The 22,572-nt window shown below is 58.4% G+C and carries 24 protein-coding genes; 7 read left to right on the forward strand and 17 right to left on the reverse strand.

The annotated features are described in order from the left end of the window. Nucleotides 1-113 precede the first annotated feature (113 nt). From BLQ98_RS18585 to BLQ98_RS07595, 3 genes are all read left to right on the forward strand, one after another. Nucleotides 114-248 (forward strand): hypothetical protein, encoded by a 135-nt coding sequence (locus tag BLQ98_RS18585; protein ID WP_272903362.1) that lies wholly within the window; start codon nucleotides 114-116, stop codon nucleotides 246-248. Between the two features lie 85 nt (nucleotides 249-333). Next, the gene (locus tag BLQ98_RS07590) at nucleotides 334-1,257 is read left to right on the forward strand and encodes a diacylglycerol/lipid kinase family protein (RefSeq protein ID WP_093732741.1); all 924 of its coding nucleotides are present in this window, start codon (nucleotides 334-336) and stop codon (nucleotides 1,255-1,257) included. Then, nucleotides 1,254-2,060 carry a metallophosphoesterase family protein gene (locus tag BLQ98_RS07595; RefSeq protein ID WP_093732742.1) on the forward strand — a complete coding sequence of 269 codons (807 nt, stop codon included), beginning with the start codon at nucleotides 1,254-1,256 and terminating at the stop codon, nucleotides 2,058-2,060. Before BLQ98_RS07590 ends, BLQ98_RS07595 begins: the two co-directional genes overlap by 4 nt. 1 nt (nucleotide 2,061) lies before the next feature. Here the strand turns inward: BLQ98_RS07595 and infB are convergent, their stop codons facing one another. The 6 genes from infB to pip form a co-directional block, all read right to left on the reverse strand. Next, nucleotides 2,062-4,545 carry a translation initiation factor IF-2 gene (gene infB, locus BLQ98_RS07600; protein ID WP_093732743.1) on the reverse strand — a complete coding sequence of 828 codons (2,484 nt, stop codon included), beginning with the start codon at nucleotides 4,543-4,545 and terminating at the stop codon, nucleotides 2,062-2,064. Between the two features lie 9 nt (nucleotides 4,546-4,554). Next, nucleotides 4,555-5,175 (reverse strand): RNA-binding protein, encoded by a 621-nt coding sequence (locus tag BLQ98_RS07605; protein ID WP_093732744.1) that lies wholly within the window; start codon nucleotides 5,173-5,175, stop codon nucleotides 4,555-4,557. 22 nt (nucleotides 5,176-5,197) lie between these two features. Next, a complete protein-coding gene (nusA, locus tag BLQ98_RS07610; protein WP_093732745.1) occupies nucleotides 5,198-6,826 on the reverse strand; it encodes a transcription termination factor NusA in 1,629 nt (542 codons plus the stop codon). Continuing rightward, nucleotides 6,827-7,405 (reverse strand): ribosome maturation factor RimP, encoded by a 579-nt coding sequence (gene rimP / locus BLQ98_RS07615; RefSeq protein WP_093732746.1) that lies wholly within the window; start codon nucleotides 7,403-7,405, stop codon nucleotides 6,827-6,829. Between the two features lie 163 nt (nucleotides 7,406-7,568). Continuing rightward, nucleotides 7,569-8,417 (reverse strand): ABC transporter substrate-binding protein, encoded by an 849-nt coding sequence (locus tag BLQ98_RS07620; RefSeq protein ID WP_093732747.1) that lies wholly within the window; start codon nucleotides 8,415-8,417, stop codon nucleotides 7,569-7,571. Next, nucleotides 8,414-9,385, reverse strand: a complete 972-nt coding sequence (gene pip / locus BLQ98_RS07625) for a prolyl aminopeptidase (protein ID WP_093732748.1) — start codon at nucleotides 9,383-9,385, stop codon at nucleotides 8,414-8,416. The genes BLQ98_RS07620 and pip overlap by 4 nt, the downstream gene beginning before the upstream one ends. Before the next feature lie 48 nt (nucleotides 9,386-9,433). On the opposite strand from pip, the gene ubiG reads away from it, so the two are divergent. Continuing rightward, nucleotides 9,434-10,180, forward strand: a complete 747-nt coding sequence (ubiG, locus tag BLQ98_RS07630; RefSeq protein WP_093732749.1) for a bifunctional 2-polyprenyl-6-hydroxyphenol methylase/3-demethylubiquinol 3-O-methyltransferase UbiG — start codon at nucleotides 9,434-9,436, stop codon at nucleotides 10,178-10,180. A gap of 12 nt (nucleotides 10,181-10,192) precedes the next feature. Here the strand turns inward: ubiG and BLQ98_RS07635 are convergent, their stop codons facing one another. The 4 genes from BLQ98_RS07635 to BLQ98_RS07650 are packed head-to-tail and all read right to left on the reverse strand — an operon-like array spanning nucleotide 10,193 to nucleotide 12,493. Continuing rightward, entirely contained in the window at nucleotides 10,193-10,630 is a 438-nt protein-coding gene (locus BLQ98_RS07635) for a MarR family winged helix-turn-helix transcriptional regulator (protein WP_093732750.1), read from the reverse strand. Between the two features lie 9 nt (nucleotides 10,631-10,639). Further along, entirely contained in the window at nucleotides 10,640-11,470 is an 831-nt protein-coding gene (locus BLQ98_RS07640) for a carbon-nitrogen hydrolase family protein (protein WP_093732751.1), read from the reverse strand. Further along, a complete protein-coding gene (gene grxC, locus BLQ98_RS07645; protein ID WP_093732752.1) occupies nucleotides 11,470-11,727 on the reverse strand; it encodes a glutaredoxin 3 in 258 nt (85 codons plus the stop codon). The genes BLQ98_RS07640 and grxC overlap by 1 nt, the downstream gene beginning before the upstream one ends. A gap of 37 nt (nucleotides 11,728-11,764) precedes the next feature. Further along, nucleotides 11,765-12,493 (reverse strand): ComF family protein, encoded by a 729-nt coding sequence (locus tag BLQ98_RS07650; protein ID WP_093732753.1) that lies wholly within the window; start codon nucleotides 12,491-12,493, stop codon nucleotides 11,765-11,767. Nucleotides 12,494-12,510: 17 nt separating this feature from the next. Here BLQ98_RS07650 and BLQ98_RS07655 point away from each other — a divergent pair, with 17 nt between their 5' ends. Next, nucleotides 12,511-13,329 (forward strand): methyltransferase domain-containing protein, encoded by an 819-nt coding sequence (locus tag BLQ98_RS07655; RefSeq protein WP_093732754.1) that lies wholly within the window; start codon nucleotides 12,511-12,513, stop codon nucleotides 13,327-13,329. Nucleotides 13,330-13,381: 52 nt separating this feature from the next. After that, nucleotides 13,382-14,428 carry a ferrochelatase gene (gene hemH, locus BLQ98_RS07660; protein WP_093732755.1) on the forward strand — a complete coding sequence of 349 codons (1,047 nt, stop codon included), beginning with the start codon at nucleotides 13,382-13,384 and terminating at the stop codon, nucleotides 14,426-14,428. A gap of 156 nt (nucleotides 14,429-14,584) precedes the next feature. Here the strand turns inward: hemH and BLQ98_RS07665 are convergent, their stop codons facing one another. Beyond that, nucleotides 14,585-14,767 (reverse strand): hypothetical protein, encoded by a 183-nt coding sequence (locus tag BLQ98_RS07665; RefSeq protein ID WP_093732756.1) that lies wholly within the window; start codon nucleotides 14,765-14,767, stop codon nucleotides 14,585-14,587. A gap of 140 nt (nucleotides 14,768-14,907) precedes the next feature. After that, nucleotides 14,908-15,513 carry a L,D-transpeptidase gene (locus BLQ98_RS07670; protein WP_093732757.1) on the reverse strand — a complete coding sequence of 202 codons (606 nt, stop codon included), beginning with the start codon at nucleotides 15,511-15,513 and terminating at the stop codon, nucleotides 14,908-14,910. Between the two features lie 171 nt (nucleotides 15,514-15,684). Here BLQ98_RS07670 and dalA point away from each other — a divergent pair, with 171 nt between their 5' ends. Next, entirely contained in the window at nucleotides 15,685-16,194 is a 510-nt protein-coding gene (dalA, locus tag BLQ98_RS07675) for a divisome-associated lipoprotein DalA (RefSeq protein ID WP_093732758.1), read from the forward strand. Nucleotides 16,195-16,226: 32 nt separating this feature from the next. Here dalA and BLQ98_RS07680 read toward each other — a convergent pair whose 3' ends face one another. The 5 genes from BLQ98_RS07680 to BLQ98_RS07700 all read right to left on the reverse strand — a co-directional run bounded on the left by BLQ98_RS07680 (nucleotide 16,227) and on the right by BLQ98_RS07700 (nucleotide 22,556). Further along, nucleotides 16,227-16,724 (reverse strand): L,D-transpeptidase family protein, encoded by a 498-nt coding sequence (locus BLQ98_RS07680; protein ID WP_093732759.1) that lies wholly within the window; start codon nucleotides 16,722-16,724, stop codon nucleotides 16,227-16,229. Between the two features lie 86 nt (nucleotides 16,725-16,810). Further along, the gene (locus BLQ98_RS07685; RefSeq protein WP_093732760.1) at nucleotides 16,811-17,584 is read right to left on the reverse strand and encodes an ion transporter; all 774 of its coding nucleotides are present in this window, start codon (nucleotides 17,582-17,584) and stop codon (nucleotides 16,811-16,813) included. A gap of 27 nt (nucleotides 17,585-17,611) precedes the next feature. Beyond that, nucleotides 17,612-18,850, reverse strand: a complete 1,239-nt coding sequence (locus tag BLQ98_RS07690; protein ID WP_093732761.1) for a class I SAM-dependent RNA methyltransferase — start codon at nucleotides 18,848-18,850, stop codon at nucleotides 17,612-17,614. A 38-nt stretch (nucleotides 18,851-18,888) separates the two neighbouring features. After that, entirely contained in the window at nucleotides 18,889-20,715 is a 1,827-nt protein-coding gene (locus tag BLQ98_RS07695; protein ID WP_093732762.1) for an ABC transporter ATP-binding protein, read from the reverse strand. Then, the gene (locus BLQ98_RS07700) at nucleotides 20,715-22,556 is read right to left on the reverse strand and encodes an ABC transporter ATP-binding protein (RefSeq protein WP_093732763.1); all 1,842 of its coding nucleotides are present in this window, start codon (nucleotides 22,554-22,556) and stop codon (nucleotides 20,715-20,717) included. The genes BLQ98_RS07695 and BLQ98_RS07700 overlap by 1 nt, the downstream gene beginning before the upstream one ends. Nucleotides 22,557-22,572 lie beyond the last annotated feature (16 nt).

The following is a 22,572-nucleotide window of genomic DNA, read 5'->3' on the forward strand; positions in this document are numbered from 1 at the left end:
ACGCCTCTGTTTCTTTAAGCGTTAAAATGCTGCGCTATCGACTTTTTTGTTGCTAGACTTGAGCAAACAGTCGCTTATAAAGTTGCAACTGCAGGTTCTTCGGGGAGGAAGTAATGCTACGTACAATTACAATTGGCTCTACAGTGTCCGTACAGGGTATTTTCGTACGCGACATGCCAGATGGCCGGATATCGGTTAAGGTCGATAACGCGATCTACACAGGCAAGCCAATCCAGCGCCTAAGCTAACCCTTCAACACGCCAAACTGCCGCGAAACATCTGAACTATCCTCTTTCCCAAGCGTTTGCTTAGGTCATCAAGGATGGATCAAGCATGAAGCCTTCGCGCGTAATCGTTATTCTGAACAAGGGCTCTGGCCGCAAAGACGGCATAGAACGCAGGTCCCGTATTTCAGACCGATTTGAACACCACGACATTTCCGTCAGCTTCGTTGAATTTTCGCCCAATGGCGCGGATCTTGGCAAGTTGGCGCAATCTACAGCCGAGGATAACCCCGACGCGACCATCGTCGCCTCCGGTGGGGACGGCACTATTAGCGGCGTTGCCGCTGGGCTGGCGCATGTGCCCAATCAGATGGGCATCATTCCTGCTGGTACATTCAACTATTTCGCGCGTTCTTTGAACCTGCCCGAAACGGTTGATGAAGCCGTCGATGTCATCGCCAATGGTGCGTTGCGACCCACGGATATCGCCAAGATTAACGGCAACGCCTTCCTAAACAACGCCAGCATCGGGGCCTATGCCGCCATTCTGAAAACCCGTGAAGGCATATACGACCGCTGGGGCCGCAGCCGGATCGCCGCCTATTGGTCGGTGGTCAAGGCGTTGGCAACGCTTCGTGCACCTCTTAAACTGACAGTCACAGTCGATGGAAAATCGTTTAAACACCGGACCCCTTTGGTCTTTGCGATCAGCAACGCTTTTCAATTGAACCAGATGGGTCTCAGTGGTGAAGACTGTATCGCCAAGGGCGGCATGGTGCTGCTGGTCGCCCCGGACACGAACCGTTGGGGCTTGTTCAAACACGCCGCAGCACTGGCGTTTGGCATTGCGAAACGTGAAACCGACTATCAAATGCACTGCGGGAACGAGATCACGCTTGAGATGGCACATAAGTCACGCCCTGTCGCCCGCGACGGAGAGCTGAGCCGCATGAAAGGTCCGTTCAAGCTAGAGATGCAGCGCGAGGCGTTGCAATTGATCGTGCCCGCCGAATTCAACGAGGTTGTAAGATGAGCACATTGGTGCACCTATCCGATTTACACTTTGGCAAAGACCGACCGGATCTGCTGGAACCGCTGGTGTCCTGCGTAAACGCGCTTGAGCCGGATATCGTCGCCATTTCGGGCGATTTCACGCAACGCGCCCGGCGTAGCCAGTTTGAAGAAGCCCAAGACTTTATCCAGCGCCTCAATGCCCCCGTTCTAGGCGTGCCGGGTAACCATGATGTGCTGCTGGACCGCCCCTTTCAACGGTTCTTTATGCCGTGGCGCCGGTATCGCAAGTGGATCAACACCGACCTTACCCCACGGTTCGAGGATGACGATATGGTGGTGATCGGTATCAATTCGGTCGACCGGTTTTCGTGGCAGACAGGGAAGTTGACGGCGGGTCGGATTGCCCATGCCTGTAAAGCGATGGATGATACCGCCGCGCGCAAGGCACGCATTTTGGTGGTTCACCATCCGCTACAGCATCCCAACCACACCAAAAAGAAACCGATCCCCGGCGCGGACATTGCATTGGAAAAGCTGCTGTCTTGCGGGGCGAACCTGATCCTCTCGGGGCACTTACACACGTGGCACGCGGAAAACTTCACCGTCGAATCCGGCGGCACCACTGCGATCCAGTTGCACGCCGGGACAAGCTTGTCGTCGCGGGTCCGCGGAGAGCCGAATGACTTTAACCTCGTCAAAATCACGGACGACCAAGTCTGTGTCGACCGGCTGAGCTTTAATGAGGATAAACGGGCGTTTGAAACGACAGAAGCCCGGACATTTAACCGGGCTTCTGATCATCAAATATCGAACGAGGTTTAACTCACTCAAGCGTGCGGACGACTTCTTCACGTGTGAAGATCTCGATAACGTCGCCGGGACGGATGTCTTCGTAGTTCTCGAACGCCATACCACATTCCTGGCCTGACGGCACTTCGGAAACTTCGTCCTTGAAGCGCTTGAGCGTTTTCAGCGTGCCTTCGTGGATCACAACGTTCTCGCGAAGCAAGCGAACACCAGCAGCGCGGCTTGCTTTGCCTTCGGTCACAAGACAGCCCGCAACCTTGCCAACGCCGGTCACTTTGAACACTTCTTTGATCGACGCATAGCCGATGAAATGTTCGCGGATCTCGTTGCTCAGCAGGCCGCTCGCCGCCGCTTTCACATCATCAATCATGTCATAGATGACAGAGTAATAACGGATCTCGACGCCTTTTTGGTTCGCCGAGGCACGGGCAGACGCGTTTGCACGGACGTTGAAGCCAATGATCGGCGCGTTCGATGCTTCGGCAAGGCCGACATCGGTGTCTGTGATCGCACCGACACCCGAATGCAGAACCCGTACGCGTACTTCGTCGTTGCCGATTTTCTCCATCGCTTGCACGATCGCTTCGGCAGAGCCACGCACGTCTGCTTTGATCAACAAAGGCAGCTCGCTTACTGTCTCGTTCACCTTGGCATTCGCCATCAGCTGTTCCAGCGTCGTCGCCGCACCGGCGGCTGCGCGTTTATCCTTAGCGGCTTTTTCGCGATATTCTGCGATCTCACGCGCCTGCGCTTCGGTTTCGGTCACGTTCAACACGTCGCCCGCACCTGGTGTCCCGTTGAGGCCAAGCACCTCGACAGGCACCGACGGGCCGGCTTCTGTGACGCGTTCACCCATGTCGTTGATCAGCGCACGAACCTTACCGTACTGCTCGCCCACGACAAAGATGTCGCCTTGGCGCAGGGTACCATTCTGAATAAGCACAGTTGCGACAGGACCACGGCCCACGTCAAGCTGCGCTTCGATCACGGCACCAACCGCGGCACGGTTCGGGTTCGCTTTCAGTTCCAACAGTTCCGCCTGCAGCGCGATTGCTTCCAGCAGTTCGTCCAGACCTTGACCCGTTGCAGCCGACACTTCGACGTCCTGCGTTTCACCGGACATCTTTTCGACGATGACCTCGTGTTGCAGCAGATCGGTACGAACTTTGTCAGGGTTGGCTTCGTATTTGTCGATCTTGTTGATCGCCACGATCATCGGCACTTTTGCCGCTTTCGCGTGGTGGATCGCTTCGATCGTCTGAGGCATCACAGCGTCATCCGCAGCGACGACCAGCACAACGATGTCGGTGACTTGCGCACCGCGCGACCGCATCGAGGTAAAGGCAGCGTGGCCCGGTGTATCGAGGAAGCTCAGAACCTGACCGTTGTCGGTTGTGACCTGATAGGCACCGATGTGCTGCGTGATACCGCCCGCTTCACCAGTCTGAACCTTGGCCTTGCGGATCGCATCAAGCAGCGATGTTTTACCGTGGTCAACGTGGCCCATGATTGTGATGACCGGAGGACGCGAGACCAGATCTTTCGGATCGTCTTCGGCTTCTTTGATCACATCTTCGACGTCGGCGTCAGAGACGCGTACGACTTTGTGGCCGAATTCCTCGATGATCAGTTCGGCAGTATCCGCATCAATGGTTTCATTCTGCGTCACCATCATGCCGTTGGTCATCAAAGCTTTGACAACCGCGCCGACGCGTTCCGCCATACGGTTGGCCAGTTCAGATACAACAATCGCCGGGGGCAGATTGACATTGCGCACAATCTTTTCACGCTCGACCGAACCGCCCATGGCCTTCTGGCGCTGACGTTCCTGCTTGCGCTTCATCTGCGCCATAGAGCGCTGACGGCCACCTTCGCCACCGGACAGAGCCTGGTTCAGCGTCAGTTTGCCAGAACGGCGGCTGTCGTCGCCACCCTTGTTGCGCTTGTTGGTTTCCTCGCGGTCGCCTTCTTTCTTGCGTGCCACAGGTGTTGGCGCGCCAGATTTTACGTTTGGCGTACGCGGTGCGGCAGGAGCCGCTGCGGGTGCTGATGCAGCGACTGCCGCGGCTTCCGCTTCTTTTTTGCGACGCTCGTCCTCTTCGGCTTTCGCCTTCAGGCTTTCGATGCGCTCGCGTTCTTCGGCTTCTTTCGCGTCGATTTCGGCACGACGGCGCTCGCGGTCTTCCGCGCGGGCCTTTTCCTCGGCAGCACGTGCTTCGGCTTCTTCTGCCTCGCGGGCACGGGCAGCCTGAACCGCCTTCAGCCGGCGTTCCATTTCGGAATCCGTGATGCCTGCCGGACGCTTGGAGGGATCCCCGAGCGATGGATTGCTACCGCCGCCGGCTTTTGCGCCAGCAGGTTTGGGCACCACAACGCGCTTGCGCTTGGTCTCGACCACGACGTTTTTAGTCCGTCCGTGGCTAAAGCTTTGCTTTACGTTACCAGGGCGCGAAGGCGCACCCCGCAGGCCCAATGTCTTTTTGCCGTCACTATCGCTCATGAAGCTCGTCTATCCTTTCGGGTGACCGTTGCCACCCTCGTTTATGCGCACGCCTTTTAACCGCTGAGCTTCCTCTACAACACGAGAGGTAAGACCACCAGAGGCGAGCGCCCCATGTATCACAGTTTGGCGTCCGAATGCCAAACCCAATTCGTCTGCCGTCAGCCAGCCAATGTAATGACCGAAATGCGGCGTACTTAGTTTCGATTTGCCGCGGCCTGATCCATCTACTGCTTGGATCAACACTTCGGCTTCTTCCATTTGCAGCCAACCTTTGACTTTTTCGTAGCCCGCAACGGCCTTACCGGCCTTGCGTTGCAACGAAATCAGGTCAACCACACGGCGAACAAGCTGCTTTTCAACTTCTTCCACCAAATCATCGGCAACCTTTACAGGTTGCTTGGCCGAGCGGGCGAACAAGCCCTTCTTGGCCGCTTTTTCCAACGCATCCCGATCTGCCGACACATACATCCCCCGACCGGGCAGTTTTCCCAGAATATCCGGGAAAACATGCATGTCGGGACCAACAACAAAGCGGATCAGCCCGTTTTTGGGCTGCGCCTCGCCAGTGGCGATACACTTTCGTTCGGGACCGTCTTCCCGGTCTTTAGAAACGCCACCACGTGTCATATCGTTCCCCAAAGCCCCGCGATCAGGCCTCGGCCTCCTCGTCCGTGTCGATATCGGCATCAAGGTCTTCTTCAACCTCGTCCGCCTCAAGCTCTGCGGGATCGACCCAGCCCAGCAAGACGCGCGCCGTCATGATCAACTTTTGCGCATCTTCCAGCGAAAGGTCGAAAGGTTCAAGTGTCCCGTCATCCTTGGTGCGTTCGCCATTCACGGTCGTCCAGCCGCCAGCCAGTTCCCAATCCGCGCAAGTCGCGAAATCTTCGAGCGTTTTGACGTCGTCCTTGGCAAGTGCCTCAATCATTTGGGGCGTCAGGCCGTCGAATTCAATAAGCGTGTCGTCCACGCCCAAGGCACGGGCCGCATCAATCGCCGCTTTGTTCTGCGCTTCGATCACATCACGGGCACGGGCCTGCAGTTCGCTGGCCGTGTCTTCGTCAACGCCGTCGATGACCAACAGCTCGTCTACTTCGACATAAGCAACTTCTTCGAGGTTGCTGAACCCTTCGGAAACCAGAAGCTGGGCAAAGAATTCATCCAGATCCAGATTGTCCATGAACAGCTTGGTGCGCAGTTCGAACTCGGCCTGACGGCGCTGGCTCTCTTGCTCTTCTGTCATGATGTCGATGGCCAGACCGGTCAGCTGCGATGCCAGACGTACGTTCTGACCACGACGGCCAATCGCCAGCGACAGTTGCTCTTCGGGCACGACGACTTCGATTTTGCCGGCTTCTTCGTCCAGAACAACCTTGGAGACTTCAGCAGGCTGAAGCGCGTTGACCAAGAATGTTGGCTGGTCTTCGTTCCATGGAATAATGTCGATCTTCTCGCCCTGAAGCTCGTTCACGACGGCCTGAACACGGCTGCCGCGCATACCAACGCAGGCACCAACCGGATCGATCGAGTTATCATAGCTGATCACGGCAATCTTGGCACGCGAACCGGGGTCACGGGCAACGGCCTTAATCTCGATGATGCCGTCATAGATTTCGGGCACTTCCATTTTGAACAGTTCGGCCATGAATTCAGGCGCGGTACGGCTCAGGAAGATTTGCGGGCCACGCTGTTCGCGGCGCACGTCTTTGATGTACACGCGGATACGGTCGTTCGGACGGTAGCTTTCGCGGCCGATCTTTTCGTTACGACGCAGGATCGCTTCGCCAGCACCCACATCGACGATGACGTTGCCGTATTCCTCGCGCTTGACCAGACCATTGATGATTGTACCGGCGCGGTCTTTGAATTCTTCGTACTGGCGGTCACGCTCAGCTTCGCGGACCTTTTGCAAGATCACCTGTTTGGCGGATTGCGCCGCGATGCGACCCATCTCAACCGGTGGGACTTCTTCGCTGAATTCCTGACCGACTTCGGGGTTGGCCATATACTGCTTGGCCTGCTCAACCGTGAATTCTGCCTGATAGTTTTCAAACTCGTCGTCGGACACAACCGTACGGACACGGGTAAAGGTCGCGCGACCGGTCTTGCGGTCGATCGCGACGCGAATGTCCATTTCAGCGCCGTAGCGCGACTTGGCCGCCCGAGCGAGCGATTCTTCCATCGCTTCAACCACCAGATTGGGGTCGATCATCTTTTCGCGGGCCACAGCCTCGGCGGTTTGCAGCAGTTCCAGCTGGTTGGCAGATGTAATGGCCATTTAGTCGTCTCCCTCGGTGGACCCTTCGGTCTCGATGTCATCGAATTTGGTTTCGTCAATCGCACCAGACGCTTTACGCTGGCGCAGCATTTCTTTGATCAGGTCGTCGGTCAGAACCAGTTTCGCGTCGGTCAGCCAGTCGAACTTGAGCCCGATGGTGCCTTCTTCAACGTTGATGAGCACCTCGTCGCCCTCAACGCCCGCCAGTTCGCCCTTAAAGCGACGACGCCCATCGATCAGGTCTGCGGTTTCGATCTTGGCCTCATAGCCCTCGAACATCTCGAAGTCCTTGAGGCGCGTCAGCGGGCGGTCGATGCCGGGGCTGGAAACCTCAAGAGTATACTCTTCGATGATCGGGTCCTCGACGTCGAGAACGGCGCTGACAGACTGGCTGATCAAGGCCAGCTCGTCCACTTCGATGCCGCCGTCAGGACGGTCCGCCATAAGCTGTAAGGTGGTCGTTTTGCCTGACATCAGGCGCACGCGCACAAGTTCAAACCCCAGATCCTCGATCACCGGTGTGATGATCTCGGCCATGCGGCGATCAATGGCTGCTTTTGCAATCAGGTCGTTGTTCATATTCTCACTATCATCCTGCAGTTTTGAGCAGGCACAAAAAAACGGGCGCGCGGCCCGTGTTCAAGATCGGTGGAGCCTCAGGTGTGGACCCCGGTGCGCCGCTGTTATGACGTCATATACGCCTGTATATGTGAAACTGCAAGCCCCCGTCTGCCTGCCCCGCCTAGGCCAGCCACCATCGCTCGGCCGCACGCAGGTTATCCAGCGGTCGGTGTTGGCCGGTACGCAGGGGCATGGCGATGCTGCGCGACACCGCGTGCGTCACCCCCCGGGCATGGGGCAACAGGGCAATATCATCATAGGATTGAAGGGCTTCGCCATCGTTCAGGTCGGCAGCCTCGACCAGATATTCGGCCATCGCCTGAGCACGGACCTGCTGCGCGGGGATGGAAACCAGTTCCACCGTATCGAACCATCCGGCGCTGCGCCCTTTGTAATGATCTGCCACACGTTCGGCCAAAACCTGCTGACCCGGCGTAAATCTTCGCAGACGGTACAGGCCGGTGCCGATGCCGTCGTCCATCGCATGGGCCGCGCGAATAACATGGCGCGGGTCCGCCAGCGTAAAGGGCAAATCCATCGCAGGCATAGTCATCGTGATGCGCACCTGATGCGTTCCGGTCGCCTCCACCACACCGTCCAATGCCAAGGACGCGACAATATCGCGCGCAGTCATGGGACGTTGATCGTGAAACAGCACATCCTTGCGCAGATCAACCAGCCAGACGCGCCCGTTGTCGCTGCCCTGCCACGCGGTTGCCAGCTCTCCGCGCAATGTCCCGTCTGCAGCGATTTCGGTCAACGTGTCAAAGATCAGCCCCTGCCGCGCCACCTGCATGAACAGGCCATCGCCCTGCCCCCATGTATCGCTGCGCGCCGCCCCCGAGAGCGCCATCCGCAACCGTCCGCCCGCTTTGGGCATCGACGCCGCCGACACACCCGTCGCAGCCAACAAGGCAGCAGCGGCACCCGAGGCAAATAAAGCACGACGGTCCATCAAAGAGCGGGTCATTGCGCTGCAATCCGGTCCATCGTGCGCACCAGTTCGGCGCTGATCCCGGGTTCGGACAGCGCATGGCCCGCATTACGCACCATCTTGAGCTCGGCATTAGGCCAAGCCTGCGCCAGCTCATACGCGCTTGAAGGGGGGCAAATCATATCGTAGCGGCCTTGCACAATCACGCCAGGAATATGGGCAATGCGATCCACATGCGCAAGGATCTGGCCGTCAAACTCAAGAAAACCCGCGTTGGTGAAATAGTGATTCTCAAGCCGGGCAAAGGTGCGCGAATACTCTCCGGGTCCCTCATACGACCCGCCCGATGAATGGATCGACGCCAGCCCGTTTTCCCACGCGGCCCAGGCCTTGCCGTATTTCACTTCGGTCATGCGGTCGCCACAGAACAAGCGCCGGTGATAGGCCGCGATCAGATCGCCGTGCTCTGCCTCGGGGATCAGGCCGGTGAACCGCGCCCAAAGGTCAGGCCAGAACTTGCCCGCGCCACCGCCATAGAACCAGTCAAGCTCGGCCTGCGTCATCATAAAGACGCCGCGCAGGATGATGTTGCGGACCCGATCAGGGTGCGCTTCGGCATAGATCAACGCCAGCGTCGCCCCCCAGCTGCCGCCAAAGGCGATCCATTTCTCGATGCCAAGCGCTTCGCGGATATGTTCGATATCCGATACCAGATCCCACGTCGTGTTGTTGATGACCGACGCAAAAGGTTTGGACCGCCCGCACCCGCGTTGGTCAAACAGGATCACATGATACTTTGCCGGGTCGAAATAGCGCCGCATCGACGGGCTGCACCCGCCGCCGGGGCCACCATGCAGGACCACCACGGGGATGCCATCAGGGTTGCCGCATTGCTCGACATAGATCGAATGACCATCGCCTACGTCCATCATCCGCTGATCGAACGGATCGATCGGTGGGTGAAGATATTGCACTGCGCGCTTTTGGTCCGGGATTTTGTCCATTACAGCCCTATATAGTCATTGGACCCAAAAGAGCACAGAGAGATCAGAATGCAAGCGCCTCAAAGCACAGTTGACCCCGCCGAGATCGAAAAGTTTCAGGCCATGGCCGCTGAATGGTGGGACGAGAACGGCAAGTTCAAGCCGCTGCATATGCTCAACCCATGCCGATTGGATTACATCACCACCCAGATCGCCGGAGAGTTCGACCGCGATCTGAAATCGCCCGAACCGTTTCGTGGGCTGCGGATTCTGGACATCGGCTGCGGCGGCGGGCTGCTGTCTGAACCGATGGCGCGTTTGGGCGCGACTGTGATCGGTGCCGATGCCGCCGCGGGCAACATTCCGGTGGCGCAAGTCCATGCCCAGCAATCGGGGCTCGAGATCGACTATCGCCACACCACAGCCGAGGCACTGGCTGAAGCGGGTGAACAGTTCGACGTGGTGCTGAACATGGAGGTGGTCGAGCACGTCGCCTCGCCCATCGACTATCTGATCGCCTGCCGCACGCTGCTGAAACCCGGCGGGCTGCACCTTTGTTCGACACTGAACCGCAACCCAAAGTCGTTCATGATGGCGATTGTCGGCGCAGAGCATGTCATGCGCTGGCTGCCCAAAGGCACACATGACTGGTCAAAGTTCATCACACCTGACGAACTCTTTGACCTGCTGCATAAGGCAGGGCTAACGGCGGTAGATCGCAAGGGGTTCGTGTTTAACCCGATCGCATGGTCTTGGCGTCTGTCCGATCGTGACCTGAGCGTGAATTACGTCACCGCCAGCCTTAAGCCAGAGTGACCCAACCCGGCGTCAGCCTTCCAGCTGGCGCCGCAGAGCGCGTAGGGTTTCGAGCGTGGCACGCACCTGCGCCTCGCCCAGATCATCGGCCACGTCATTGATCAACGGCGAGATTTGCCGGATCGCATGGTCCCGCGCATTCCGGCCCGCAGGGCTGATCGCCACCATCTTGCGCCGTGCATCGTCCCAATCCGGGCGGATATGCACATAGCCCGCCCAAACCAGTTTGTTCAGCGTATTCGTCATCGCGCCGCGGGTCACGTTGAACGTTTCGGCCAGTTGCGCGGGGGTCTTTTCGCCGTCATGCCATGCCAGATTGTTCAGCACCGAAAAATGCGAAATCTCCATCCCTTTAGGCAGCGCCCGGGTCAGCCGGGTGCGCATCCGTTGATCAGCCGACAGCAATTCGCTGATCAAGGTGATCGCAAGTGAGTTTCGATTTTCCGTCATAGTCGTCTTCTAAGGTGCCCCAAATTCCCGCCGGTTGGCAAGACTGGGTACGCGGGTACGTGCCTCATGTACACGCGCCATGTCCAGCGTGAACGGGTAAATGCCCGGCGCGGTGCCGGCATCCAAAAGCACCTCTCCCCACGGGGCGACGACCAGCGAATGGCCAAAGGTGTCGCGGGTCTTGTGACGATCGCTGGGATGGGTGCCGGTTTGCGCGGGGGCCAACACGAAACACCCTGTCTCGATCGCGCGGGCGCGCAGCAGCGTATGCCAATGGGCCGCACCGGTCACGGGCGAGAACGCGGCAGGCATGGTCAGGATCGTGGCCCCTGCATCCGCCAGCGCCTGATAAAGCTTGGGAAAGCGCATATCGTAACAGATGCTCATCCCGATTTTGGCAAAAGGGGTCTGCGCCACAACGGCTTGATCGCCGGGACGGTAGCCAGCCGATTCGCGGTAGCTTTCGCCTTCGTCGATATCCACGTCGAACATGTGGATCTTGTCATAGCGGGCTTTGATCTGGCCCTGCGGATCAATCACAAACGACCGGTTGGCAAAGCGCCCGTCCGCATCCCCCGTCTTGAACCCCAGCGATCCGATCAACAACCAGATGCCAGCCTCTCGCGCCGCGTCGCGCAGCGCGGCTAGAGTGATGTCGTCTTCCTCGTACTGCAAGACGCTGCGCTGATGATCGCGGCTGGTGGACACGCAGTTCGTCACCTCGGGCGTAAGAATAAACTCCGCCCCCTGCGCTGCGGCATCCCGCACCATCTTTACCGTGCCCGCCAGATTGCGCGCCGGTGTGTCGCTGACATTCAGCTGGATCAGGGCCGCCTGCATCAGGCTGCCAACAACGCGTCCAGCTTGCCCGCACGTTCCAGTGCATACAGATCGTCACAGCCGCCGACATGGGTATCCCCGATAAAGATTTGCGGCACCGTGCGTCCGCCATTGGCACGCGTGATCATCTCGGACTTGCGCTCTGGCTGGGCCAACACGTCGACTTCGGCAAAGCTGATGCCTTTTTCATTCAGCAGACGTTTGGCAGCATGGCAAAAACCGCAAAGCGGCGATGTATAAATCTCGACAGGTTGCATGTTGCATGTCCTTTCAACAATTGGGTTGGATCAAGACTTAAGTATCTTTTGCCACTCTTGCCAGTGTCACAATGCAGATTGGACCTGCCCCGACCGCCAGACAGGCAGACGCTGCCGCCTGCAACGTCGCACCAGAGGTCATCACGTCATCCACCAACAGCACAGGTCGCCCCGCCATTACGTGGGCGCGGCGCGGGTGGGCCGTGATCGCACCGTCCAGATGGGCAAAGCGTTCGCCCCGCCCTTTGCCGTCCAGCGATTGCGTACGCCTGACCCTGCGCAGCGCATCGGGGCACCACCCGAGCCCCCGCTCGCGGGCAATCGCCTTGGCGAGCAGGGCCGACTGGTTGAACCGCCGTTTCCACAGCCGCGACCAATGTAGCGGTACCGGTATGACCAGCGTCGTGGGGGTGACGAACGGCACAATCACGCGTGCCATCCAGCGCCCTGCGGGTTTGGCGATGTCCTGACGGTCGCCATGCTTGAGCGCCAGAACCAGACGGCGGCCCGTCTCGCGGTATAGCAGCGCCGCCCGCCCATGATCCCACAAAGGCGGATGGGCCAGACAGGCATCGCATAAAGCATCCCCGTCGGCACCGTCGCCCAGCAATGGCACACCGCAGGTTTCACAAACAACGCCGTCAATAAACGCCGTATCCCGCCAGCACGGCCCGCATAGCCCGCCATCCCCGTCCACAGGTGCGCCGCACGCCAGACAGGACGGCGGGTAAATCAACGCAACAGCGGTTTGTAACTGGCCTCGCATGACCTTAGTATCCTCTCATGAACGCTTCACACACCCTGACAGATCGCGCGGCCCTGACCCGCAACCGCAGCCGCGCCACAGATGACGCCCTGTTTCTGCACCATGCCGCCTTTGAAGAAGTCGATGATCGGCTGGCTCTGGTTAACAGAGTCTTTAAATCTGCGGCGATTGTCACAGGTTTTCCGCAGGTCTGGGGCGCATTGCACCCGAATGCGACGCTGGTCAGCGATACGGACACGCTGGCGCTGACCCAAGGCGCGCATGATCTGGTGGTACATGCCATGGGGATGCATTGGGCGAATGATCCGGTGGGGCAGATCATCCAGTCGCGCCGTGCATTGCAACCTGACGGGCTGTTCCTCAGCGTCGGGTTCGGGGGGCAAACCCTGCATGAACTGCGCGCCTGTCTGGGGCAAGCCGAAGCCGCAATCACCGGCGGCCTGTCGCCGCGCATCGCCCCTATGGCCGAGTTGCGTGATATCGGCGGGCTGCTGCAACGCGCGGGACTTGCCCTGCCGGTGGCGGATTCCGTGACGCTAACCGTTGAATATACCGACATCTGGCACCTGATGCGCGATCTGCGCGCCATGGGCGAGGCCAACGCGATGGACAGCCGGTTGCGCCGCCCCAGTGGCCGCGCGATTTTTGACGCCGCGAGGCAGCTTTACCGTGACCACTACGCGACCCCAGAGGGGCGCATCAAAGCGACGTTTGAGCTGGTGTTTCTGGCGGGATGGGCACCGGCCGACAGCCAGCCGAAACCCTTGCGCCCCGGCTCTGCGCAGCAGCGGTTAGCGGATGCGCTGGCTACCGCAGAAACGCCGCTGCGCGATTGACGCCCGACCCAAACCGTTTATCTCAGCGATAAATGCTGAAAAGGAATGCCAGATGACGCCGCAGCGCCCAGCCCATGCACAACCTGACCACCCCACCGTGCCCGCCCCCAAAGTGGGTATCCTGCTGGCGAACCTCGGCACGCCGGACAACTATGATTATTGGTCAATGCGCCGTTATCTATCGGAATTTCTCTCTGATCGCCGCGTGATCGACTATAGCCCGTGGAAATGGCAACCGCTGCTTCAACTGGTGATTTTGTCGAAACGCCCGTTCACCAGCGGAGCCGCCTACAAGTCGATCTGGAACCATGACGCGGGGGAAAGTCCGCTGATGACCATCACCAAACAGCAAACCGCGAAGGTAAAAGACGCGATGCAGGCGCGGTATGGTGACGCAGTCATGGTCGATTACTGCATGCGCTATGGCAACCCGTCGACCCAATCCAAGGTGGCGGCGATGACCGCTGCGGGCTGTCAGAAGATCCTGTTCTTCCCGCTGTATCCGCACTACGCCGGTGCCACATCTGCGACGGCAAACGATGCGTTTTTTGCGGCGTTGGGAAAAGAGAAATGGCAGCCCGCTGCCCGCACGGTTGAACCCTATTTCGACCGCCCCGATTATATCGAAGCGCTCGCCACCTCGATCGAGAAGGCCTACGCCAAGATGGAGACGAAGCCCGACAAGTTGCTGTGCTCCTACCACGGTGTCCCGCTGCGCTATCTGATGGAGGGCGACCCCTATCACTGCCAGTGTCAGAAAACGACGCGCTTGTTGAAAGAACGGCTGGGCTGGGACGACACGCAGATCATGACCACCTTCCAGTCGAAGTTCGGCCCCGAAGAATGGCTACAGCCCTATACCGTGGAAGAGGTCGCGCGGCAGGCGGAAGCCGGCAACAAAAAGATCGCGGTCTGCGCGCCGGCCTTTTCAGCCGATTGCATCGAAACGTTGGAAGAGATCAACGAAGAGATCAAGGAAAGCTTTGAACACGCGGGCGGGGAGGAGTTTCACTATATCCCCTGCCTCAATGACGACGCCCTGCACATCAAGGCCCTGTCGAATGTGATCGAGGAAAACCTACAGGGCTGGATCGACTGATCCACCCTGCCCCGTCAAGCCCGGGTCTGGGAAACAAAGAAAGCGCCTGTTGCTACAGGCGCTTTTCTTTTGTCCGTATGACATCTGGCGCCGGCCATCAGGCATAAAAAAAGGCGGTGTAAAACACCGCCTTTTCTAACTGAAACTTCGACTAAATTAGTCGGAAGAAACTGCAGCAGCTACAACGGCCAGCAGCAGCAGAGGGATCAGGATGCCCGAGGAAGAAGAGGTGGACTCTTCAACGATTACGGGTGCTTCGATGATTGGCTCTGCGAGCGAACCAGCGAATGCTGTCGATGCGGCAGCTGTCAAAGCAGCGGCGAGAACAAGTTTCTTCATAACATAACCTCCAGAAAAGGCGTACTTCACAGGGTGATAGCACGCGCCCAAGACTTACCTCGTAAAAGTTTCTAAACAGCATCAGCGGGGAATTGCAAACACGGATTCAGCATTTCAGCACCACAATCGCTAAAAAGTTGTCAAATAAGCAACACTTGGGTGCCTACGTTTGCCATGCCGAAAAGTTCAGCGATATGTTCATTGTACAGGCCGACACAGCCATTCGACGAACGACGGCCGATCTTGCGCGTGTCATGCGTCCCATGGATACGATAATACGTCCAGCTGAGGTACAGCGCATGGGTGCCCAAGGGGTTGTCAGGGCCCGGCCCGATGACCGCAGGCCATTCCGGGTTGCGTTCCAGCATCGACGGTGTGGGGCGCCATGTAGGGCCGACAACCTTTTGGATAACGCTGGTACGACCACGGCGGGTCAGCTCTTCGGTCAGCGGCACGCTAGAGGGGTACAGCTTGTAGATCGACTGGTCTTCGGACCAGTAATGCACGGCGCGGCTGTCGATATCGACCAGAATGGCACCGTTTTTGGTATTGGTGAAATAGGGCTGCCAATCCAGCGTGCGGAAGCTAGAGGTGTTGCGGCGCACGCTTTCGGTCAGGTCACGCTCCGTCTCGGTCGTCGCGTCGCCGTTCACACTGCTTTGGGCCAAGGCAGGTGTTGCGAGCATCGCGGCGCTTCCTGCAAGGAAGGCACGGCGTGACGAAAGGGTAAATTTCTTATCAGACATCAAATGTCTCCTGAAGGTAGTTACAACCTAGTATAATATTGTCGTATATGGCTTGAAAGTCGCAGTTTCAAATCAAACAAGCGTTAACAGGCGCGCTCACGCTCATGTGCGTTTGATCTGCAACGCATCACGCTGTATGGCACAACAAAACCAATCGCGTGGAGTTGCGCCATGATCCGTCTGTTTTCAATCCTTATTTCCCTGACCGTGGCGCTGGCGGCTTGTACCCCTGCGCCGCAAACCATGGCATCTGACGGCCGCGCGGCCCCATCCGTGTACAAGATCGGCAGCAATGACACCGGCAAATTGCAGTTCCGCATGCTGGATTCCGTAAACGCACTGCGCGGTGCTTCGGGCCTTTCCCAAGTGCAACTGAACGCACAGCTTAACGCCGCCGCGGCAACCCATGCGCGTGATATGGCCGTACAGAACCGCCCTTGGCACTTTGGGTCGGACGGGTCGTCGCCCGTCGATCGTATTCAGCGCGTGGGCTATACCGGTGCGTTGGTCGGCGAAGTCATCTCGGAGACCTACGAGACAGAGCTGGAAACCCTCGCCGCCTGGATGGAACAACCAGATACCCGCCGCATCGTCATGTCAAAAGACGCTTTGAACATGGGCTTTTCCTGGCACCAGGAAGAAAACGGCAAGATCTGGTGGACGATGGTGATGGGAAAGTGACCATCACGGTCACTTTCTAAAGTTCTGACTACTCAGGGGTTCAGCGCGATGGGTGTATTATTGCCGACCATCGCGTAGATATCCTCCATCTCGTCATTCGTGACTGAGATACATCCCCACGTCCAATCCGTGCGATTCTTGTCCTTGGCAGTCTTTTGACCATGGATAAAGATATCGCCACCGGGGCTTTTACCCATCTCATTGGCGCGCGCGCGGTCCATCTCGTTGGGGTAATCGATCCCGATCGACAGGTGGAACCGACTGTTCGGATTGCGCCGGTCGATCCGATAGATTCCTTCGGGCGTACGGCCGTCCCCCTCATAGACCTTATGGCCTACGGGTGCGAATCCCAGTTTGATATCATATGATTCCAGCACCTTATCGTGGTGCATCAGGTACATCCGTCGGTCGCCTTTATTGACGATCACATAAGTGACCTGTGGCCCGTTGTACCGTTTGAATTTACTGCTGCTGCAAGCCCCAAGCGCCACAAGCGCGGTGCCACCCAGAATCAGATTTCTGCGTTTCATGTTCACAATGCCTCGTTCCCGCGGCCTTTTCGGCCCTTATGTGGATGCCCTACCATGTAGCAAATATCGATGCGGTCAAAAAGCCGTTACTGGCGGGTGGTCTCTGCCAGCCTCTTTTCGATCGCTTCCAGCTTCTCCATCACCTCAAGCCGGTAGGCATCGGTGCGCACGGTTTCTTCTTCGTTATGCGCATCCTGCATCGAGTTCACGATCAGACCGACCAGCAAGTTCACGACGGCAAAGGTCGTGACCAGAATAAACGGCACGAAAAACACCCACGCATAAGGGTACACTTCCATCACGGGCCGCACGATGCCCATCGACCAGCTTTCCAACGTCATGATCTGGAACAGGCTATAGGCGCTGGCGGGTAGCGATCCGAACCATTCGGGGAACTGGTCGCTGAACAGTTTGGTCGCGATCACCGAACCGATATAAAAGATGATTGTCATCAGTAAGAACACCGACCCCATACCGGGCAACGCGGTGATAAACCCTTCGACAACGCGGCGCAGACGGGGGGCGACAGATAGCACGCGCAACACCCGCAAAATACGCAATGCGCGCAGTACCGACAGGCCTTGCACGGCAGGCACCAGCGCGATGGCAACGACGGTAAAGTCGAAGACATTCCAACCGTTGCGAAAGAACCCGATCCCGCGCGCAAAGATCTTGAGCGTGATTTCAGCGATGAAAATGAACAGACATACGCGGTCGAGAAACAGGATTACCACGCCATATTTCTCCATCAAGGACGGCGCGGTTTCCATGCCCAGCAGGGCAGCGTTGAACACAATGACACCGATGATGAAATTGCTGACGGCCCGTCCTTCGACCCATCTTCCCAGACGTTCCCGCATGTTTGTCGTGCCCACCTTAGCTGTGCGTTATTTGCGCTTGCGTTGTACTTCCGGCGCAGTGAACTGCGCTGCCAGCTCCACATGGGATGACCAGCGGAATTGATCAACGACTTGCACCCAATTCAACGTATAACCGGCGGCAATCAGCACGGCGGCATCTCGCGCAAAGGTGACCGGGTTGCACGAAACATAAGCTAGAACGGGCGGCATCGCTTTGACGATCTCGGCAATCTGCGCCTCTGCGCCGGCACGTGGCGGGTCGATTACGACCGCGTTGGTCTTGGCCAGTTCATCGGGCAGCAAGGGACGGCGGAACAGGTCGCGCGCTTCCGTCGTGACGGGCTTTAGGCCGGTCGACATGCGCCACCCGTGGTCCAGCGCCGCGGTCATAGCGGCGTCACCCTCGACAGCATGTACCTCTGCACGATCAGCCAAGGGCAGACTGAACGTGCCAGATCCCGCAAACAGATCAATCACGTGGCGCGCTTCGCCAACAGCCTCGCGCACAGCAGTGATCAATGCAGCCTCGCCATGGGGGGTGGCTTGCAGGAACGCGCCGGGCGGGGGCGCCACCATGGCCGCGCCGAACCGCTGTACCGGCGGCGTGCGCATGGCGATCACTTCGCCATCCCACGTCAGACGCGCCAGTCCCAGACTGTCACACAAATGCGCCAGCTCTTGCCGCAGCGGGCCATCAAGCTCCTTGCCGTTCTGGACCGAAATATCGAGCCCGCCGCGTGAAGCGGTCACCGTCACGGCAAGTGGTGCCTTGCGGCTGGTCCCGATCACGGCCAGCTTTTCGGCAATTGGCAATGCGCCCAGTACGGCAGGGTCCAACAACTGACACCCTGGAATTTCGATCACGACATCGGACCCGCGCCCGTGAAACCCCGCCATAGCGCCCTTTTTGGTGCGTTTTGCCGCAAAGGTCGCACGACGGCGCGATTGCGCTGGCGAGGTTTGCAGCGGCTTGAAAATAGTCTCTATTCCATGGGCATCCAGCGACGCTTTGACCACGCCCAGCTTGAATTCCGCAACGAAATCGTCTGACGCATGCTGCAACTGACATCCGCCACAGGCTTTGAAGTGACGGCACGGGGGTGCGACCCGGTTTTCAGACGGTCTGACGATACGAATATCGGTCAGGGTCTGGCCGTCAGGCGTGCCTGTGACCACCTCGCCCGGCAGGGTCATCGGTGCAAATAAAGGGCCGGACGCAATGCCGTCGCCCAGGTGGCCAAGTCGCTGGATTGGATATTCTGTCATGCGCAGGGCTTACCGCGAAGCACTGCGCAGCAAAAGCCTTATTCTGCGGCCTTCATATCCAAAAACCCACCTGACTGCCGCTGCCAGTACCGCGCATAAAGCCCGTCTTTGGCCAGCAAGGCCTCGTGGGTGCCTATCTCTACGATGCGGCCAGCGTCCATCACAGCGATCCGGTCCATTTCGGTCAAGGTCGACAGACGATGCGCGATGGCTATCACGGTCTTGCCCTCCATTACGCGGGTCAAAGCGCTTTGGATGGATGCTTCAACCTCGCTATCAAGCGCGCTGGTTGCCTCGTCCAATATCAGGATTGGCGCGTCTTTCAGGATCGCCCGTGCCAGCGCGATGCGTTGACGTTGCCCGCCCGACAGCTTCACACCACGTTCGCCCAAATGCGCGTCATAGCCGCTGCGGCCCGTGTGGTCCTGCATACTTTCGATGAACGCATGCGCTTCGGCTTTGCGGGCGGCGGCGATCACCTCGGCTTGGGTCGCATCGGGCTCGCCGTAGCGTATGTTGTCGAACGCCGACCGGTTGAACATAGCGGTTTCCTGCGTGACCATCCCGATCTGACGCCGCAGGCTTTGCTTGGTGACTTGGCTCACATCCTGCCCGTCGATCAAAATGTGACCCTGCTCCGCAGGATAGAGCCGCAACAGCAATGAAACCAAGGTCGATTTACCCGCGCCAGAGGCACCTACAATCCCGAGTTTTTCGCCCGGCTTGATCGACAGATTCAGTTCTTCGATGCCGCCTGTGTCGCGGCCATAGGTAAAGCGCAGCCCCTCAAACTGGATCGCCCCTTCGTGCACATTCAAATCCGCGGCACCATCCGCATCACGCAGCTGCTGCGGGGCCGCGAGGGTGCGCATCCCGTCCTCGACCTCGCCCATATTCGCATAAAGCGCCATGAGCGTGAAACTGACCCAGCCAGTCATTTGCGCCAGCCGTAACGACACCGCCCCCGTTGCCGCGATATCGCCCGCCGTCACCAACCCAAGTGACCAATACCAGAGCGCGCCACCCACCAGCAGCACCGGCAGAACCCCCGCAATCGCCATCAACCAGAACCGGAAAGAGACACTAACCCGCCCAAAATCGAGGCTCGTATCCAGAAATTTGCGCATCGCACCTAAGGCGGCGCGGTCTTCGTGGTCGGCATGGGCGAACAGTTTCACGGTCTTGATGTTGGTGATCGTATCGACCACCTGCCCCGTCACCATCGCGCGCGCGCCTGCCCGCGCCTTTGAAAATTTGCGCACCCGAGGCATGAAATGGCGGATCAAAAAGACATACCCCACCATCCACAACACCAAACCAGCAGCGATACGCCAGTCCACCGTCCCGAGCAGCATCACCGCCCCGATAAAGGACGCCGCCGCGAACAGCACCGTGTGCAGCACCTCGGTCACAACATCAGTCAGCGCACGGCTGGTCTGCATTTCTTTTTGGGAGATTCGGCCGGCGAAATCATTGTCGAAAAACGTGACCGCTTGCCCCAGCGTGTAGCGATGCAGCCGCGACAGCACGAGGTTGAAGACATTGGGTGCCACGACGATCGACTGCATATACGAACTGACGCCAAACAGCGCCGGACGCAGCAGCAAAAAGAACGCCAGTCCCGCCAACAGCAGCCCCGTATGGTCCGCAAAAACGGCCCCCGCTTCTGCCGCAAGTGCTGCGTCAACAACCCAGCCAAGGACCAATGCGGCCATGACTTCGATCACGCCAGCGCAGATAGAAAGCACCCCCGCCACACAAAGCGCGGCACCGCTGCCCTTTAAAGCCCAGCGAAAGAAAGCCGCCAGACGGCGCGGCGGCGCGGTATCGGCGGGGGAAAACGGGTCGATCCATTTGAACGGCATTACGATGTCGGCTCTTCTGTGCGTAGGAACCCGCCGGATTGCCGGTTCCAGAGATCTGAATATAGCCCGCCCTTGGACAAAAGCACCTCGTGGGTGCCTTCTTCGACAATACGCCCCCCGTCCATCACCAAAATGCGGTCCATCTCGGCGATGGTGGACAGGCGATGCGCGATGGCGATCACGGTCTTGCCCTCCATCATGCCATAAAGCGTCTTCTGGATTTTGGCCTCTACCTCGCTGTCCAGCGCGCTTGTGGCTTCGTCCAGCAAAAGGATCGGCGCGTTCTTCAAGATAACACGCGCCAAGGCGATACGTTGCCGCTGTCCGCCAGACAGTTTCACGCCCCGTTCCCCGACCTGTGCATCATATCCAGACCGGCCCCCTTGATCGTTCAAATCCTGAATGAAATCATGGGCCTGGGCCTGTTTTGCGGCCGCGATCACCTCTGCTTCGGTGGCGGAGGGGCGCCCATAAAGGATGTTCTCGCGGATCGACCGGTGCAACAAAGCATTGTCCTGCTGCACCATTCCGATTGCTTGCCGCAGACTGTCCTGACGAACGGTCGTGATATCCTGCCCATCAATCAGAATACGGCCGCCTTCAGGATCGTAAAAGCGCAACAGCAGCTTCACCAAGGTCGATTTACCCGCGCCCGACCGCCCAATCAGGCCAATTTTTTCGCCCGGGCGCACTGTGATATCGATGTAATCCAACCCGCCTGACCTGCGCCCATAGTGATGGGTCAGGCCTCGCATTTCCACGCAGCCGTCGGTCAACACCAACGGCTGCGCGTCGCGTTCGTCCACAAGTGTGATCGGCTGCGCAATCGTCTCAAGCCCCTCAGCAACCACGCCAAGCTGCTGAAAGAATGTCGAAAGTGCCCACATGATCCACGCGGTCATAGAATTCAGCCGAAGTGTCAGCGCCGTCGCCGCCGTCACCACACCCACGGTGGCATTGCCCGTGGACCACAGGTAGAACGCCCACCCTACGACTCCAACGATTAACAAACCGTTCAAGCTGACCAGACAGATATCCATGATGGTGAATATCCGCATTTCCTTTTGGAACGTGACGCGCGCATTCTCTATCGCGCCCTTGGCATATTCAATTTCGCGGTCATGATGGGCGAACATCTTGACCGAATGGATGTTGCTATAGCTGTCGACCACACGGCCCGTCACCTCGGACCGCGCATCCGACGCCGCTTGCGAGGCGACCGCAACACGTTTGATAGTCCATCGGGTGAGCAGCGCATAAAGCGCAAACCACGCCACCAACGGGATCAACAGCTGCCAGTCCGAGGTGGTTAACAGGATCGCCGCGCCTATAAGATAAGCAAGCGCATAGGAAATCGCGTCGAACACCTGAAAAACGACCTCTCCCGCGGCGGGAGGCGTTTGCATGGTCCGGTTGGCAATGCGTCCGGCGAAGTCGTCTTCAAACCAGCCTACCGATTGACGCAACACTTGCCGATGCCCGCGCCAGCGGAACAGTGTGCCGTAGTTCGGCAATACGGCGTTGTTCAACAGCAACACATGCGCGGCTTGGACAGCTGGGCGCGCGATTAGGATCAGCAACGCCACGACGATAAACTCCGCCCCATAGCTACGCCACACCTCGGCGGGGCTGCTCTCCATCAGATCGACGAGGCGACCCATGTAGTAAATTAGACCGATCTCGATCGCGGCGACCACAATCGACAATACGCCTGTCACCCAGAATACCGTTTTGAACGGCCCACTGTAGCTTCGGAAAAAGGGCCACAGCCGCGTGGGTGGCGTGTCTTGTTCGGCGTAATCTGCGTAGGGATCGACAAGATTTTCGAAAAATCGAAACATATTTCACCTGTAGGCC

Origin of the sequence: Sulfitobacter litoralis, assembly GCF_900103185.1 — a bacterium.
Lineage (GTDB): Bacteria > Pseudomonadota > Alphaproteobacteria > Rhodobacterales > Rhodobacteraceae > Sulfitobacter > Sulfitobacter litoralis.